This window comes from Streptomyces cyaneus, from assembly GCF_004028635.1.
Taxonomy (GTDB): domain Bacteria; phylum Actinomycetota; class Actinomycetes; order Streptomycetales; family Streptomycetaceae; genus Streptomyces; species Streptomyces cyaneus.
In genome coordinates, this window is sequence record NZ_ML138678.1 from 752185 (window position 1) to 768345 (window position 16161).

Genomic DNA, 16161 nt, shown 5'->3' on the forward strand with positions numbered 1-16161 from the left:
TTGACACAGCCCCGCGCCCCTTAGGTGCGTGCAGCTGACGCCCCTTTAGGGGCGCGGGGAACTGCGCGACCAGCCCCCACCGGCCCGCAGACGGCGTCAGTCCAGATAGCCCCTCAGCTGGTCCGCAAACGCATGGTCCCGCAGCTTGTTCAGCGTCTTCGACTCGATCTGCCTGATCCGTTCCCGCGTCACGCCGAAGATGCGGCCTATCTCCTCCAGCGTGCGGGGGCGGCCGTCCGCGAGGCCGTACCTCAGCTGTACGACCTTCCGCTCACGCTCCCCCAGAGTCGACAGCACCGCTTCCAGGTGCTCACGCAAGAGCAGGAACGCCGCCGACTCCACCGGGCTCGTCGCGTCGCCGTCCTCAATGAGGTCGCCCAGCGCCACGTCGTCCTCCTCGCCCACCGGGGCGTGCAGCGACACCGGTTCCTGGGCCAGGCGCAGGACCTCGCTGACGCGCTCGGGCAGGAGGTCGAGGTGGGCGGCCACCTCTTCCGGCGTCGGTTCGTAGCCGCGTTCCTGCAGCATGCGGCGCTGGACGCGGACGACCCGGTTGATCAACTCGACGACGTGGACCGGCACTCGGATGGTGCGGGCCTGGTCGGCGAGGGCGCGGGACATGGCCTGCCGGATCCACCAGGTGGCGTACGTCGAGAACTTGTAGCCGCGGGCGTAGTCGAACTTCTCCACGGCCCGGATGAGGCCGAGGTTTCCCTCCTGGACGAGGTCGAGCATGGTCAGCCCGCGCCCGACGTAGCGCTTGGCGACCGAGACCACGAGCCGCAGGTTCGCCTCGATCAGGCGCCGCTTGGCCATCCGGCCCATGACGACCAGGCGGTCCAGGTCGAGGGCGAGCCGGCTCTCCAGATCGGGGGTGCTGCTCAGCTTCTCCTCGGCGAACAGGCCGGCCTCGACGCGGCGGGCGAGTTCGACCTCCTCGGCCGCGGTGAGGAGGGGGATACGGCCGATCTCGCGCAGGTACTGGCGGAACAGGTCGGAGGAGGGGCCGCTGTTGTCGGTGCGGGCGCGGGCCGGCAGCGGCGCCTCGACCGGCTCGGCGGCGTCCGCGCCGTCCAGGGCCTCTGCGGGCGGTTCCGCGGGCTCGGGCGAGGCCTCCGGCTCCGTCTCGGGGTGGTGCGCGACACGGCTCTGCGGCGGCACCGCGACGAGAACGTCGGCCTCCGCGTCCGGCTCAGTGCTGTCAGCGCCGGTGGCGGAACTGACGTCGGTCTGGATGAGGGTCTGGGTCTGCACGGGGGCGACCTCCAGGATGATCGCTGCCGAGGCATACGGCAGCGCTGCTTCGAGGGCGGAGTCGGCGGCCTCGCCGCTGTCCGTCCCGTACGCGATGAGCGGAACCGCGGGGGTGTGGGACCCGTGGGGAACGGATCGGCCGCGCTCCGAGGACTCAGGCACCGGAACCCAGTGTGGAGTACGACACATCGCCGCCACGAGGGGCGTGCGGTGACTTTTTGAGTCCGGTGCGTGACCGGGCGGTTACCCAGTCGTACGCGAATCCCCGCGTATCTCTCAGAGCGCCGCCGCGCCCTGCCCCCGCAATGCCTGGTCGTACTGCTGCAACACCCACAGCTCGTTCTGTACGGCGGCCAGTTGGGCCGGGTCGCCGCCCGCACCCAGGCGGGCCAACTGGCTCTGGATGTCGCGGACGCGGCGTTCCACGGCGCGGCGGCGGACCGTCACGAGTTGTTCGCCGGCGTAGTTCTCGTCGACCGTCCTGCGCATGATCGCCTCGACCGCCAGCTCGGTGACCATCGCACGGACCTGGTCGTCGGGGGCCGCCTCGCGGACGCGGACCAGGTACTCCTGGGCGTCCTGGATGCCGTACTCCGCGCCGCCCGCGTCCATGATCGCCTGGCGTACGGCGGCGTAGGGCGCGGCGGTGAACTCGTCGACGCCGTATGCGTCGAACGCCGGGGAGACCAACTCGGGGCGCTGCAGGGCGAGTTTGAGGAGCTCGCGTTCAGTGGCGTAGACGGGGTTGCGCAGGGTCAGGGCCGGGCCGGAGGTGCGCAGGCCAGGAGCGGCGTCGTACTGCTGCTGCGGGTTGCGGGATCCCGGGCCGGACGTCGGCGCCTGTCCTCTGCCGCCCCGGTCCCGCGCCCAACGCGCCAGCTGCGCCACGCGCTTGACCACGAACTGCGTGTCGAGGATGCCGAGCATGCCCGCGAGCTGGACGGCCACCTCGTGCTGGGCGCCGCTGTTCTTGATGCGGGCGACGATCGGGGCCGCCTCGTCCAGCGCGGCCGCACGGCCCGCCGGGGTGTCGAGGTCGTAGCGCAGGACGATCTGGCGCAGCGCGAACTCGAAGAGCGGAGTGCGGGGTTCGGCCAGGTCGGCGACCGCCTCGTCGCCCTTCGCCAGGCGCAGTTCACAGGGGTCCATGCCGTCCGGGGCGATCGCGATGTACGTCTCCGCCGCGAACTTCTGGTCGTCCTCGAAGGCGCGCAGGGCCGCCTTCTGGCCGGCCGCGTCGCCGTCGAAGGTGAAGATGACGCGGGCCGAGCCGTTGTCCATCAGCAGCCGGCGGAGGATCTTGATGTGGTCGCCGCCGAAGGCCGTACCGCAGGTGGCGATGGCCGTGGTCACCCCGGCGAGGTGGCAGGCCATGACGTCGGTGTAGCCCTCGACGACGACCGCGCGGCTGACCTTCGCGATGTCCTTCTTGGCGAGGTCGATGCCGTAGAGGACCTGGGACTTCTTGTAGATGGCCGTGTCGGGGGTGTTGAGGTACTTCGGCCCGTTGTCGGCCTCGTAGAGCTTGCGCGCACCGAAGCCGACGACCTCCCCGCCGATGTCCCGGATCGGCCACATGAGGCGGCCCCGGAACCGGTCGATGGGACCACGCCGGCCCTCCTGTGCGAGCCCGGACAGGAGGATCTCCTTGTCTGTGAAGCCCTTGCCGCGGAGGTAGCGGGTGAGGTGGTCCCAGCCCTGGGGGCTGTAGCCGACGCCGAAGTGGACGGCGGCGGACTGGTCGAAGCCGCGCTCGGCGAGGAAGATCCGTCCGGTGTCGGCCTCGGGGCTGGTCGCCAGCTGTTCGGCGTACCACTCGGCGGCGATCTTGTGGGCCTCGACCAGGCGGATGCGTTCGCCGCGCTGGTGGGAGGGGTTGTACCCGCCCTCCTCGTAGCGCAGGGTGATGCCGGCCTGGCCGGCGAGGCGCTCGACCGCCTCGGAGAAGGAGAGGTGGTCGACCTTCATCACGAACGTGATGGTGTCGCCGCCCTCCTGGCAGCCGAAGCAGTGGAAGAGCCCCTTGCTCGGACTGACCTGGAAGGACGGCGACTTCTCGTCATGGAAGGGGCACAGCCCCTTGAGGTTCCCGCCGCCCGCGTTACGCAGCTGGAGGTACTCGGACACCACGGCGTCGATCGGGACCGCGTCCCGTACCGCCTTCACGTCCTCGTCGTTGATCCGTCCTGCCACGCGTGAATTCTACGGGGGTGGACTGACACCTACGGGACGAGGTTTTCGAGCGAAATGTGGGGATCCGCCAGGGTCTCGGTGTTCACCTGTGCCTTCGAGCGGATCAGCTGCTGAATGGGGTCTGTGACATCCCACACGTTCACATTCATCCCGGCCAGGACCCGGCCGTCCTTCACCCAGAACGCGATGAACTCCCGCTTGCCCGCGTCGCCCCGGATCACCACCTCGTCGTACGTCCCCGGGGGCGCCCAGCCGGAGTACTCCATGCCCAGGTCGTACTGGTCGGAGAAGAAGTAGGGCACCCGGTCGTAGGTGATGTCCTGCCCGAGCATCGCCCGCGCCGCCGCCGGGCCGCCGTTGAGCGCGTTGGCCCAGTGCTCGACGCGCAGCCGGGTGTCGAACAGGGCGTGCGGGAAGGAGGCCACGTCGCCGGCCGCGTAGATGTCGGGGTCGGAGGTGCGCAGCCGCTCGTCGACGACGACGCCGCGGCCATGGGCGCGGTCGGCGATCTCCAGGCCCGCCGCTTCCGCGAGGCCGATGCGTGGGGCCGCGCCGATCGCCGCCAGGACGTCGTGCGCGGGGTGCTCCTCGCCGTCGTCGGTGCGGGCGGCCAGCACCATGCCGTCCTGGCCGACGATCTCCGTCAGCCGCCGCCCGAAGTGGAAGCGCACCCCGTGCTCGCGATGCAGCTCGGCGAAGACGGCGCCCAGCTCGGGGCCGAGGACGCCGTGCAGCGGGGTGGGGTTGTGCTCGACGACGGTGACCTCGGCGCCGTACTCCCGGGCCGCCGCCGCGACCTCCAGGCCGATCCAGCCGGCGCCGGCGATCACGATGTGCCCGTTGTCCCGGCCGAGCGAGGCGAGGACGCCCTTGAGGCGCTCGGCGTGCGCGAGGCGGCGCAGGTGGTGGACGCCGGCCAGATCCGTGCCGGGGATGTCCAGGCGGCGCGGCTCGGCGCCGGTGGCCAGCAGGAGCTTGTCGTAGTGGACGACGGTGCCGTCCTCGCCGAACCGCACCGTCTTCGCCGTACGGTCGATCGCGTCGACGGTCTGGCCCAGGTGCAGCTCGATGTCGTTGCGCGCGTACCAGGCGGGCTCGTGCACGAAGACGCTGTCGCGTTCCTCCTTGCCGAGGAGGTAGCCCTTGGACAGGGGTGGCCGCTCGTACGGGTGGTCGCGCTCGTCGCAGATCAGTATCACCCGCCCGCTGAAGCCCTCCGCCCGGAGCGTCTCGGCCGCCTTGGCGCCGGCGAGTCCGCCTCCGACGATGACGAATGTCTGATCCGCGTCGACCACTTGATGCCTCCTCGTAAGGGTGCCGCCACACGAGCGTCCCGCACGCAGCGTGATGCGGGAAGAGGGGGTGACCCGATCAGGCCACGCAGGGTCACCTTCGAGTGCCCGTTCGCCTCTTGGGCCTCACCCGTCGCGTGTGGGTGAGCGCGGCTGCGTGCGGGTGCGCGCGGCGGGTCTACGCCCTGTTTGTGAGCCGCGCGTGCAGGGAGCGGGCCGAGGCGTCCGTCAGGGAGGCGATCTGGTCGACGATCACGCGTTTGCGGGCGCGGTCGTCGGTGGCCGTGTCGAACAGGGCCCGGAACTGCGGGTCCAGTCCGTCGGGCGCGCGGGCGGTGAGCGCCTCGGCCAGTTCGGCGACCACGATCCGCTGGTCGGCGCGGAGCCGCTCCTGCTCGGCACGCTGCATGACGTACCGGTCGGCGACGGCCTTGAGCACCGCGCACTCCAGGCGGGTCCCGTGCGGTACGACGAGTTCGGCGCCGTAGCGGGTGAGCCGGCCGTTGCCGTACGCCGCGCGTGTGGCGCTCTCGGCGGCCAGGCAGAACCGGCCGATGAGCTGGCTCGTGGCGTCCTTGAGGCGGGCCTGGGCGACGGCCGAACCGTCGTAGCCGTGCGGCCACCATTCCTGGTCCTGGAGGCGGTCGAGGGCGGCGGACAGGTCGGCCGGGTCGGTGTCCTCGGGGACGTACCGTCCGATGGCGACCGCGAAGACCGCCTGGCGTTCCGGCTCGGCGTGCAGGCAGTTGGGGTCGATGTGGCCGGCGTGCAGGCCGTCCTCGACGTCGTGCACGGAGTACGCCACGTCGTCGGACCAGTCCATGACCTGGGCCTCGAAGGTGGTGCGGGCACCGGGGGCGTCCTTGCGGACCCAGTCGAAGACGGGGCGGTCGTCCTCGTAGACGCCGAACTTCGGGGACTCCGGGGCGGTGGGGTGGGCGCCGCGGGGCCACGGGTACTTGGTGGCGGCGTCGAGGGTGGCCCGGGTGAGGTTGAGGCCGACGGAGCCCTCCGGGGTGAAGCGTTTGGGCTCGATGCGGGTGAGGAGTCTCAGGGACTGGGCGTTGCCCTCGAAGCCGCCGCAGTCCTCGGCGAATTCGTTCAGCGCGACTTCGCCGTTGTGGCCGAAGGGGGGGTGGCCGAGGTCGTGGGAGAGGCAGGCGGCTTCCACCAGGTCGGGGTCGCAGCCGAGGGCTGCGCCGAGTTCGCGGCCGACTTGGGCGCACTCCAGGGAGTGGGTGAGGCGGGTGCGGGGGCTCGGGTCCCAGGCGTTGCTGTGGGTTCCTGGGGTGACCACCTGGGTCTTGCCGGCGAGCCTTCTGAGGGCAGCGGAGTGCAGTACGCGGGCGCGATCACGTTGGAAGGCCGTGCGGCCTGGGCGTTTGTCGGGTTCGGGGGCCCAGCGTTCTACTGCCGACTCGTCGTAGTACATGCACCGACAGTACGGGCAGACACTGACAAACGGAGGGCTGTGTTGCGCCTACTCGTCGGCCGGGAGTCGTTCGTACGCGGGTGCGGGTTGTCTGTGGCCGATCGCGCAGTTCCCCGCGCCCCTGGGTGGGCTGCCTCGCCCGGCGTTCTAAGCCGACGCCAGTTCCGGTGCTGTCGTGACCGGCGTCGCCACCATCTGGTCGTAGCGGTGGAGAAGCAGCTTCGCCATCGCGGGGTGGGTGCCCAGCGGGGCCGAGGCGATCCATGGGGCCGCCTGTGCGCACTCCGTTGCGAAGCGGCCGGGGGCTGTGAAGTAGGAGGCGATCGCCACCCTTGTGCGGCCGCGGGCGGCCAGGGCGCGGATGGCGTCCGGGACTGTCGGGGCGGCCGTTGTCGCGTAGGCCGGGACCACCGGGACACCCAGGCGGTCGGCCAGGAGCTGAGCCGTGCGGTTGGTGTCGACCTTGGACTCGGGGTCGCGGGAGCCTGCCGCCGCCAGGACCACCGCGCTCCTGCGGCGCACGGCGTCGTCCGTGCGGGTGCGCCAGCCGGCCTCGACCAGGCGGGCGTACAAGGCCTCCACCAGCAGCGGGTGCGGGCCGAGAGCGCCGGCCACGCGTGCGCGTACCTCCGACTCGGCGGCCATCTCGGGGATGTCCCGCTTGATGTGGTAGCCGCGACTGAGGAGGAGCGGGACCAAGATCGCCTCTCGGTCGCCGAGGGAGGCGAGGGTGTCCGGGAGCAGGGGCTCGTTCAGCTCGATGTGGCCGAGGTGGACCGGCAGGCCGGGGCGCAGCTCGCGGACCTTGTCGAGGAGCGCGCGTACGGTGCTCAGGGCGCGCGGGTCGCGGCTGCCGTGCGCCACGACGACGAGCGCGGGCGGGTGGGGGCGCCGGCTGCCGTCGAGCGAGACGAGGCTGAGCTGGCTGGCGAGCTGGCTGCTGATCCGGTTCATGATGTGCGCCGTACTGTCGAGGTGGGCCCCCGGGCCGGGGAGGGTCGTGGACTCGTCGTGAAGCGGGTTCGACGCCGTCATGAACCGATGGTGGCGGCGGGACGTTGCCTTCCCGTTGCGCCTGAATAACGGGTTTTTACACCGGGTTCACGGTGGGGTGCCAGGCCTGTGTGAGGCGGCGTGACCTGCGCATTCGTGGAGCGAAGTGAACCTGGTCACGTCGGCGGGGGTGAACCGCGGAGGCTGACAGGACGTCCCTGACTGTCGAGAAGAGGCGGTCGGCCGACCGGGGAGGGACCCACCAGATGCGCAGACCGAAGCTGTCCCGACCACGACTGCCGCGCACCCGTGCGGGGCAGCGGCGGCTGGTGCAGGCCGTGATGGCGGGGTGCGTGCTGGCGCTGCTTCCGGCCACCTGGATGTACGTCGTGACCGGGGACCGGCTGCGGACCACGGCCGACGTGCCGCGCACCGACGTCGCCGTCGTCTTCGGTGCGGGTCTGTGGGCGGGCGAGCCGTCGCCGTACCTCGCGCACCGGCTCGACGCGGCGGCCGAGCTGTACCGCGAGGGCCGTATCGAGGTCGTCCTCGTCACCGGCGACAACAGCCGCGAGGACTACGACGAGCCCGACGCCATGCGCGCCTATCTGACCAGGCACGGCGTACCCGACTCCCGCATCGTCAGCGACTACGCCGGCTTCGACACCTGGGACTCCTGCGTCCGCGCCAAGAAGATCTTCGGCGTCGACGAGGCGGTACTGATCAGCCAGGGCTTCCACATCCGGCGGGCGGTCGCGCTGTGCCAGGAAGCGGGGGTGGTGTCGTACGGCGTCGGGGTCGACGCCAAGCACGACGTGACCTGGTACTACGGCGGCACCCGGGAGATCTTCGCGGCGAGCAAGGCGGCCCTGGACGCCGTCTTCGAGCCGGACCCCCGGTTCCTCGGACGGAAGGAACCCGGGGTGTCGCAGGCACTCGCCACGCAGCGGTAGGGCCCTCAGCTGTTTCGGGGGTGGACGGTCATCTGCAGGGCGCGCGGCCGTACGGTGAGCCGGGCGACCTGGCGGATGACCTGGCCCTCGGCGAGTTCCAGCCGTACCGAACGCAGCATCGTCGCGAGCGCCGTGACCATCTCGGTGAGCGCGAGACGGTCCCCCATGCACTTGTGCTTGCCGTCCCCGAAAGGCAGGAACGCGCCCGGCGGAGGCTCCTGCGCGGGGTCGGTCCACCGGTCCGGGTCGAAGGTGTGCGGGTCGGGGAAGCGCTGGGGGTCGCGGTGCAGGGCGTGCTGGCAGTAGGCCAGTTCGGTACCGGCGGGCAGCGTCCACTCGCCGAGCCGAGTCTCCTCGGTGGTGCGGCGGGTGACCAGCCAGCCGGGGTGGTGCAGCCGCAGGGTCTCGGTGATCACCCGGTTCAGGTACGGCAGCCGGGTCACGTCGTCGAAGGCGACCGGCCGCTCGCCGACGACCTCGTCCAGCTCGGCGAGGATGCGGGCCTCGATCTCCGGGTGACGGGCGAGTTCGTACAAGGTCCAGGACAGCACCGACGCGGTGGTCTCGGTGCCCGCCACGGCCAGGGTGAGGATCTCGGAGCAGATCTGATGCCCGGTCAGCGGCTTGCCGGTCTCCTCGTCGACGGCGCGCAGCAGCATGGAGAGCATGTCCCCGGTGTCGTGCCCGGAGGCCTGCAGTTCGTCGACGGCGGTGTTGATGGTGGCGCGTACGCCGGCCCGGGCCCGGTCGAAGCGGCGGTTGAAGGGCAGCGGCAGGCGCTCGGCCCAGTCGGGCAGCATGATGCGTACACCGACGTCGTTCAACACCACCGACAGGTCGCTGCGCAGCCGGCGGAAGACGGCGTCGTCGAGGCTGCCGGCGAACACCGTCTTGGCCAGCATGTCGAGGCTGAGCCCGACCATCGCCTCACGTACGTCGAGGGGCCGCCCGGGCTCCCAGCCGGCGACCGTGGCGGCCACCTCGGCGCGCATGATGTCGACGTACCGGCTGATCTCGGCGTGGGCGAACGCCGGTTGGACCTGGCGGCGTTTGCGTACGTGGGTCCGGCCGGTGGCGGTGACGACACTGTCGCCCAGCAGCTGGCCCAGCTTGTCGTAGAGCCGGCCCTTGTCGAGGGTGGGCGCCAGGGCCTTGAGCATCTGGTGGATCAGGGCCGGGTCCTGGACCACGATGGTGCGCGTCCCGGGTTGCAGGACGATCTCGACGAGTGGTTCCCGTGTGTCGCGCAGCGAGTCGATGAAGCCGAGGTTGTCACGCATTTTCAGAGCGTGGCCGATGAACGGGAGCGATCCTGCGGCTCGGGGTATGGGGGGAGGCGCAGTGGACGGCACGGGTCATCCCTTCAGGGCGGTTATGGGCGCCCTATGCCTTCCCTGACCTTTCCCCAACGCAATCCTGTCATGAACGTGTCCTGCGCCACGTGGCACGGGAAGGGCTGCGGCTGTGGCCGACGGAGCCGTACGCACCGCCGGCCACACCGCATGGCGGGACCCTCAGCGCCCCTTGAAGACGGGCGGCCGTTTCTCCAGGAACGCGGTCATGCCCTCCTTCTGGTCATCGGTCGCGAACAGGGCGTGAAAGACGCGGCGTTCGAAGAGGAGGCCGTCGCGCAGGCCGGTTTCGAGGGCCTGGTCGACGCACTCGCGGGCCGCCGTGACGGCCGCGCGGCCGTACGAGGCGATCGTCGCCGCGGCCTGCAGGGCCTCCGGCAGGACCCGGTCGTCCGGGACGACCCGGGAGACGAGACCGCAGCTTCCGGCCTCCCGTGCGTCCATCGTGCGGCCGGTGAGGATCAGGTCCATCGCCTTCGCCCGGCCGACGAGGCGGGTCAGGCGCTGGGTGCCGCCGATGCCGGGGATCACGCCCAGCTTGATCTCCGGCTGGCCGAAGACCGCCGACTCCCCCGCGATGACCAGATCGCACATCATCGCCAGCTCGCAACCGCCGCCCAGCGCATAGCCGTTGACGGCGGCGATCTTCGGGGTGCGCAGGGCCGTGAAGCCCTCCCAGGCCGCGAAGTAGTCCTCGGCCGCCATCTGAGCGGCCGTCCTGCCCGCCATCTCCTTGATGTCGGCTCCGGCCGCGAACACCTTCTCCGAACCGGTGACGACGAAGCAGCCCACCTGGGGGTCGGTGTCCAACGGGCGCAGGGCGTCGAGCAGTTCGGCCAGCAGGTCGCCGCTGAGGGCGTTGAGCACGTGTGGGCGGTGCAGGCGTACGGTCACCACGGCGCCGTCGCGTTCGATCTTGAGGTTGTTCATCTTCAGCTCCCCTGCACAGAGTTCGGAGTTACGAGTCCCAGATCGCGCCGTACGCCGGAATCCCCCGCCGCTCCAGGCCGTGCACCACCTGCCAGGTGAGCTTCTTGTTGGAGATGCAGATGACGGCCTCGGCCCCGAAGTCGCGGTACGCCTCGTAGGCGAGCCGCACCATGTCGGGCTTGCCGTGCCGGGAGGTGTCCCAGACCAGGGCGTGCGGCTGGACGGCGAGGATCTCGTCGATCAGGGCGTCGCCGTAGGTGGTGCGGGGGTCGCGGGTCGCCCAGACCAGGCGGGAGGGGACCTCGGCGGCGAGGAGGTGCGGGAGGCAGGGGCCGATGCCGCTGCCGGTGGCGACGTAGACCACCTTCTTGAACAGGGTCTCTATGTTGGCGACTCCGGCCGTGGTGATGCCCTTGACCCAGACCCGGGCGGGCAGGTCGTCGATGAAGGCGCCCGTCCAGTCACCGGCGCGCGAGATGGTGAGCCGGAAGCCGGGCTCGCCGGGTGCGGGGACGTTGGCGAAGGAGTGCCACTCCTTCAGCGGGCTGCGGCTGATCGCCGTCGAGGAGCCCGCGAAGGGGGTCTCGCCGTGGTCGAAGCGAGCCAGTACGACGTGCGGGGAGGGCCGTTCCAGGCGTACGTCCACCTTGCTCAGCCGTAACCAGGGCAGGGCCACGCTGAAGGTGACGAGCGCGAGCACCATGAGTGGAACGGGGCCGGACGACGACAGCAGGGTGTGCGCCCAGAACAGGATCAGGGCCGTCCAGCCGCCGAAGCGGTGGATCTTCTCGAAGTGGTCGTGGTGGCGGGAGCGGAAGGGCGGGAGCGCGGTGGCGACGATCAGCGCGAGGAGGGCCAGCAGGGTCCAACTCACCACCATGAGGGGGCGGTTGGTCGTGCAGAGCGCCAGCGCCAGGAACCATGCCGTCCCCGCCAGGGCCCCGCCCACGTGCAGCCCGCCGAAGTGGTACACCTTGCCCAGCGTCCAGCGGACCTTCAGCGGCCAGGTCGTCGGCGCCCAAGTGGCCAGCTTGAAGAAGAGGTTGATCACGTACTGCTGGCGCACGAGGACGGCGAGGGCGAGGTTGGCGAGGGCCGCGTGGCCCAGGGTCGGCGTCGACAGGGGCCAACCGGCCCACAGGAACGCCAGGTTGGCGGTGAGCACGAGGGCCGCGAGGCGGTTGTAGTGCATCAGACGGGGGTGCTTGAGCAGGCGGCGCGGGGCCGGGATCAGCGGCGGCAGATCGACGGCCCGGCGGTTGAGCGAGGTCGTCATCGGGTCACCCCCTGAAGCGTCCGCTCCTCCGCCATCCTGAGCAGCGCCTGTTTGTCGATCTTGCCGCGGTCGGTCTCCGGCAGGAATGGCAGGGGCATGACACTCTCGGGCACGCAGTAGTACGGCAGCGCCTCCGCCACCGCGCGGCGGGCCCCGTCCGGGTCGACGTCCGCGGGGCAGACGAAGGACACGAGGGTCCGCGCGTCCCGCTTCAAGGTCACCGCGCGCAGACAGCCCTCGACCGACTCCAGCACCGAGGAGACGGAGTCGAGCTCGACCCGGAAGCCGCGCACCTTGACCTGGTCGTCGGTGCGGCCGAGGTGTTCGAGCTCGCCGTCGGGGGTCCAGCGGCCGAGGTCACGGGTGCGGAACATGCGGTGGCCGGCGCCGAGGAAGGGGTCCGGGGCGTAGCGCTCGGCGTTCAGGGCGTCGTTGTCCAGATAGCCGGCCGACACGCAGTCGCCGCCCGCCCACATCTCCCCCACCTCGCCGATGGGCAGGGGGCGGCGGTCGGCGTCGAGGACGTAGACCGTGTTGTTGGGGGTCGGGCGGCCGATGGTGAGCAGCGGGTCGGTCGGGTGATGGCGGTGCATCGTGTTGACGATGGTCGTCTCGGTCGGGCCGCAGCAGTTGTGGAAGGCGGCGTGCCGGGCCCACCGGTCGGCGAGCGGGCGCGGGCAGGGCTCTCCGGCGACGGCGACGGTGTGGACGCGCGGGCAGGTCGCCGGGTCGATGCCGGACAGCACGGTCGGGGTGGCGATCAGCACGTCGGCCGTACGGGCGGTCGCCGCGACGTCCTTGCCTCGGACGACGAGGGTGCCGCCGTGGGTGAGGCAGCCGAGGATCTCCCAGGCGGCCATGTCGAAGGCGACGTTGAGGAGCTGGGCCACGCGGTCGCCGGGGCGGATGCCGAGGCCGCCGGGTTCGGTGAGCAGGATGTTGGCGACATTGCGGTGGGTGACCTTCACGCCGTTGGGCCGGCCGGTGGTGCCGGAGGTGAACAGGACGTAGCAGCCGTCGTCGGGCCGTGCCGGGGTGCGGGGTTTCGGGGCGTACGGCTGTGGCTCGTCGAGTGTGATCAACAGGTGGCCGTCGGGCAGCGGCACCCGGTGGGCGTGCTCGGCGGCCGTGAGGACGACGCGGGTGCGGGCGGTGCGCATGACGTGGGCGAGCTGGTGCGGGGGCGCGAGGCCGATGTCCTGCGGGACGTAGGCGGCGCCCGCCTTCAGGATGCCGAGCAGGCCGACGAGCATCGGGATCGAGCGGCGCACGAACAGGCCGACGTGGTCGCCGGGGCGTACGCCCTCTCGGGCGAGCCGGGCGGCGAGGGCGTCGGCGCGGCGGTCGAGCTCGCCGTAGGTGATGCGGTCGCCGAGGTGCTCGGCGGCGACGGCCTGCGGTGCGGCAGCGGCCTGCCGTTCGACGGCACGGTGGACCAGCGGGTCGGGGACGGGGACGGCGGGACCGCGGCCGTACTGCCAGAAGAGGCGCTGATCGCGGGGGGTGAGGTGGCCCAGGGGGCCGGGAGGGCGCAGGGGCATGGTCGGGGGACCTCCTGGCGGGCTGTTTCGAGATGACGGTTGCCGTGCGGGCATGCCCGGTATGTCGAACGCCGTGCGGAGTGCATGCGGTCAGACGTGCTGCGCTAGCGCCTTGCCTGGGGCTCGACTGTAGCCCTGGCTTTTCAACTCTCAACAAGGCGTGATCGGCCAACTACGGTACGGAATGAGACACGTGACGCGATTTGCGAAACAGCGGCAACTTCCGCACCGTCCGGCGGCGACGAAGAGCGGGGCGCCTGTGCGCCTCACGGCGGCCGGGCGGCGACGGGGAGGTCACCGTCCCGGCCGCGTAACAGGGAGCCGTCCCGTACGTAACACGCCCGACTCACGCTGGACGGTATGCCGAACTCCGCGACGCCCACGCACTGCCCGTACTGCGCCCTGCAGTGCGGAATGAACCTCACGCCCTTGCAGGACGGGGGTGTCGCGGTGGTCGAGCGCCCGGACTTCCCGGTGAACAAGGGGGCGCTGTGCGGCAAGGGCCGTACGGCGCCCGCGGTGCTGGCGTCGAGCGTCCGCCTGACCTCGCCGCTGGTGCGGTCGGGCGGCACGCTCGTGCCCGCCACCTGGGACGAGGCGCTGGACCGCATCGCCGAGGGCCTCAACCGCACGCGTACGGAACATGGCCCGGACGCGTGCGGGGTCTTCGGCGGAGGCGGTCTGACGAACGAGAAGGCGTACAGCCTCGGCAAGTTCGCGAGGATCGTGCTCGGCACCTCGCAGATCGACTACAACGGCCGCTTCTGCATGTCGTCGGCGGCCGCGGCCGGGATGAAGGCGTTCGGGCTCGACCGGGGGCTGCCGTTCCCGCTGGAGGACATACCGAAGACGGGCTGCGTGATCCTCGTCGGCTCCAACCTGGCGGAGACGATGCCGCCGTCGCTGCGCTTCTTCAATGAGCTGAAGGAGAACGGCGGCACGCTCATCGTCGTCGACCCGCGCCGCACCAAGACCGCCGAGCAGGCCGACCTGCACCTGATGCCCCGGCCGGGCACCGACCTCGCGCTGGCCCTCGGCCTGCTGCACCTGGTCGTCGCCGAGGGGCGGGTGGACGAGGAGTACGTCCAGGAGCGCACGGTCGGCTGGGAGGACGCGCGGGCCGCCGCGATGGCGCACTGGCCGGAGCACGTGGAGCGGATCACGGGGGTGTCCGTTCCTCAGCTCCGGGAAGCCGTACGGATGTTCTGCGCGCCGGAGAACGCGATGGTGCTGACCGCGCGCGGGCCCGAGCAGCAGTCCAAGGGCACGGACACCGTGGGCGCGTGGATCAACCTGTGCCTGGCGACGGGGCGGGCGGGCCGGCCACTGTCGGGGTACGGCTGCCTCACCGGACAGGGCAACGGGCAGGGTGGGCGCGAGCACGGCCAGAAGGCCGACCAGCTGCCCGGCTACCGCAAGCTGGACGACCCGGCCGCGCGGCGGCATGTCGCCGAGGTGTGGGGCGTGGACCCGGACAGCCTGCCCGGGCCGGGGCGCAGTGCGTACGAGTTGCTGGACGCGCTGGGCTCGGACATCAAGTCGCTGCTGCTGATGGGCTCCAACCCGGTGGTGTCGGCGCCGCGTGCCGCGCACATCGAGGAGCGCATCAAGTCCCTTGATTTCCTTGCGGTGTGCGACGTGGTGCTGTCGGAGACGGCGGCCCTCGCGGATGTCGTCCTTCCGGTGACGCAGTGGGCCGAGGAGACGGGCACGACGACCAACCTGGAGGGCCGGGTGCTGCTGCGGCGGCGCGCGATCACCGCTCCGGAGGGCGTCCGCAGCGACCTGGAGGTCATGCACGAGCTCGCGGCGCGGCTGGGCGGCGAGAAGGGCCTGGAGAAGGGGTTCCCGACCGACCCCGAGGAGGTCTTCGAGGAGCTGCGCCGAGCGAGCGCGGGCGGAGCGGCGGACTACTCGGGGATCACGTACCGCAGGCTGGCGGAGGAGAACGGGGTGTTCTGGCCCTGCCCGGCGCCGACGGTCATGGACGGCGCTCCGGCGGACTCCGACGACTGCGAGGACGCCTCGCTGGACGCCCCTCTGGACGCCTCAGCCGGGCCCGACGACCCGGCGCAGGACGACGAGAGCACGGGCGAGGAGAGCACGGGTGACGCGACCACGGGCGGCTCGGTGCACCCCGGCACGCCCCGTCTCTTCCTCGACCGGTTCGCCACGCCGGACGGACGGGCGAGGTTCGCCCCCGTCTCGCACCGGGCGCTCGCCGAGGAACCCGACGACGAGTACCCGGTGCTGCTGACGACCGGGCGGGTCGTGGCGCAGTACCAGTCCGGCGCCCAGACCCGCCGCGTCGACGAGCTGAACGCCGCCGCGCCGGGCCCGTTCGTGGAGTTGCACCCCCGGCTGGCGGCGCGGCTCGGGGCCGCCGAGGGCGATCCGGTGGCCGTGGTCTCGCGCCGGGGCCGGGCGGTGGCCCCCGCTCGCATCACGACCGGCATCCGCCCCGACACGGTCTTCATGCCGTTCCACTGGCCGGGCGAGGGCCGCGCCAACACCCTGACCAACCCGGCGCTGGACCCGACGTCACGGATGCCGGAGTTCAAGGCGTGCGCGGTGCGGCTGGAGGCCGTGAAGTCATAGCCGGACCGGGCCTGCTGGGCCTCGCGTCCGCCTGACTCAGCCGGACGGCCCGCTCGCCCCCGCCCGCATCACAACCGGCATCCGCCCCGACACCGCGCCGTGAAGGCGTGAGGGAGGGCGGTCGCTCGGCCGCGGATCCTCTGGGTGAGCGCGATGGCCGACGGCGGTTGGGGCTCTCGCCGTGCGGCGCGACGGGGCCGGCCGTCCCGCGCTCGACGACGACTTGGATCCGGCCGTGGGATGACGCCCCGGCCGGCCGGGTCAGGACGGGCGGTCCGGAGCCGTGGAGGGTCCAACTCGCCGTCGGTGGTGTGAGGTTGCCGGGGTACGGGGTGCCGCAGGCGCCG

The 16161-nt window shown here is 71.6% G+C and carries 11 protein-coding genes; 2 read left to right on the forward strand and 9 right to left on the reverse strand.

The window, feature by feature from the left end; all coding sequences use genetic code 11:
• Positions 1-96: 96 nt before the first annotated feature.
• The 5 genes from EHO50_RS03370 to EHO50_RS03390 all read right to left on the reverse strand — a co-directional run bounded on the left by EHO50_RS03370 (position 97) and on the right by EHO50_RS03390 (position 7206).
• A complete protein-coding gene (locus EHO50_RS03370; RefSeq protein WP_128428274.1) occupies positions 97-1416 on the reverse strand; it encodes an RNA polymerase sigma factor in 1320 nt (439 codons plus the stop codon).
• Between the two features lie 114 nt (positions 1417-1530).
• A complete protein-coding gene (dnaG, locus tag EHO50_RS03375) occupies positions 1531-3447 on the reverse strand; it encodes a DNA primase (protein ID WP_128428275.1) in 1917 nt (638 codons plus the stop codon).
• Positions 3448-3476: 29 nt separating this feature from the next.
• Positions 3477-4742, reverse strand: a complete 1266-nt coding sequence (locus EHO50_RS03380) for an NAD(P)/FAD-dependent oxidoreductase (RefSeq protein ID WP_128428276.1) — start codon at positions 4740-4742, stop codon at positions 3477-3479.
• A gap of 175 nt (positions 4743-4917) precedes the next feature.
• The gene (locus tag EHO50_RS03385) at positions 4918-6171 is read right to left on the reverse strand and encodes a deoxyguanosinetriphosphate triphosphohydrolase (RefSeq protein ID WP_128428277.1); all 1254 of its coding nucleotides are present in this window, start codon (positions 6169-6171) and stop codon (positions 4918-4920) included.
• Positions 6172-6318: 147 nt separating this feature from the next.
• Positions 6319-7206, reverse strand: a complete 888-nt coding sequence (locus tag EHO50_RS03390) for a sirohydrochlorin chelatase (RefSeq protein ID WP_128428278.1) — start codon at positions 7204-7206, stop codon at positions 6319-6321.
• A 224-nt stretch (positions 7207-7430) separates the two neighbouring features.
• Here EHO50_RS03390 and EHO50_RS03395 point away from each other — a divergent pair, with 224 nt between their 5' ends.
• Positions 7431-8117 carry a SanA/YdcF family protein gene (locus EHO50_RS03395; protein ID WP_128428279.1) on the forward strand — a complete coding sequence of 229 codons (687 nt, stop codon included), beginning with the start codon at positions 7431-7433 and terminating at the stop codon, positions 8115-8117.
• A 5-nt stretch (positions 8118-8122) separates the two neighbouring features.
• On the opposite strand, the gene EHO50_RS03400 is transcribed toward EHO50_RS03395, so the two are convergent.
• The 4 genes from EHO50_RS03400 to EHO50_RS03415 form a co-directional block, all read right to left on the reverse strand.
• Positions 8123-9469, reverse strand: coding sequence for a cytochrome P450 (locus EHO50_RS03400; protein WP_425472120.1), 1347 nt, complete (start codon positions 9467-9469; stop codon positions 8123-8125).
• Positions 9470-9631: 162 nt separating this feature from the next.
• The gene (locus EHO50_RS03405) at positions 9632-10399 is read right to left on the reverse strand and encodes an enoyl-CoA hydratase-related protein (RefSeq protein ID WP_128428281.1); all 768 of its coding nucleotides are present in this window, start codon (positions 10397-10399) and stop codon (positions 9632-9634) included.
• A gap of 28 nt (positions 10400-10427) precedes the next feature.
• Positions 10428-11675: a ferredoxin reductase domain-containing protein gene (locus tag EHO50_RS03410; protein WP_128428282.1), complete on the reverse strand. Its 1248-nt coding sequence runs from the start codon at positions 11673-11675 to the stop codon at positions 10428-10430.
• The gene (locus tag EHO50_RS03415; protein WP_128428283.1) at positions 11672-13216 is read right to left on the reverse strand and encodes an amino acid adenylation domain-containing protein; all 1545 of its coding nucleotides are present in this window, start codon (positions 13214-13216) and stop codon (positions 11672-11674) included. Before EHO50_RS03415 ends, EHO50_RS03410 begins: the two co-directional genes overlap by 4 nt.
• Before the next feature lie 360 nt (positions 13217-13576).
• Between EHO50_RS03415 and EHO50_RS03420 the strand changes: the two genes are divergently transcribed.
• The gene (locus EHO50_RS03420; RefSeq protein WP_128428284.1) at positions 13577-15814 is read left to right on the forward strand and encodes a molybdopterin oxidoreductase family protein; all 2238 of its coding nucleotides are present in this window, start codon (positions 13577-13579) and stop codon (positions 15812-15814) included.
• Positions 15815-16161 lie beyond the last annotated feature (347 nt).

Bases quoted from the DNA above. Each gene is read 5' to 3' on its own strand.
- EHO50_RS03385 (WP_128428277.1), bottom strand. From the start codon at position 6,171: ATGTACTACGACGAGTCGGCAGTAGAACGCTGGGCCCCCGAACCCGAC.
- EHO50_RS03390 (WP_128428278.1), bottom strand. From the start codon at position 7,206: ATGACGGCGTCGAACCCGCTTCACGACGAGTCCACGACCCTCCCCGGC.
- EHO50_RS03395 (WP_128428279.1), top strand. From the start codon at position 7,431: ATGCGCAGACCGAAGCTGTCCCGACCACGACTGCCGCGCACCCGTGCG.
- EHO50_RS03405 (WP_128428281.1), bottom strand. From the start codon at position 10,399: ATGAACAACCTCAAGATCGAACGCGACGGCGCCGTGGTGACCGTACGC.
- EHO50_RS03410 (WP_128428282.1), bottom strand. From the start codon at position 11,675: ATGACGACCTCGCTCAACCGCCGGGCCGTCGATCTGCCGCCGCTGATC.
- EHO50_RS03415 (WP_128428283.1), bottom strand. From the start codon at position 13,216: ATGCCCCTGCGCCCTCCCGGCCCCCTGGGCCACCTCACCCCCCGCGAT.
- EHO50_RS03420 (WP_128428284.1), top strand. From the start codon at position 13,577: ATGCCGAACTCCGCGACGCCCACGCACTGCCCGTACTGCGCCCTGCAG.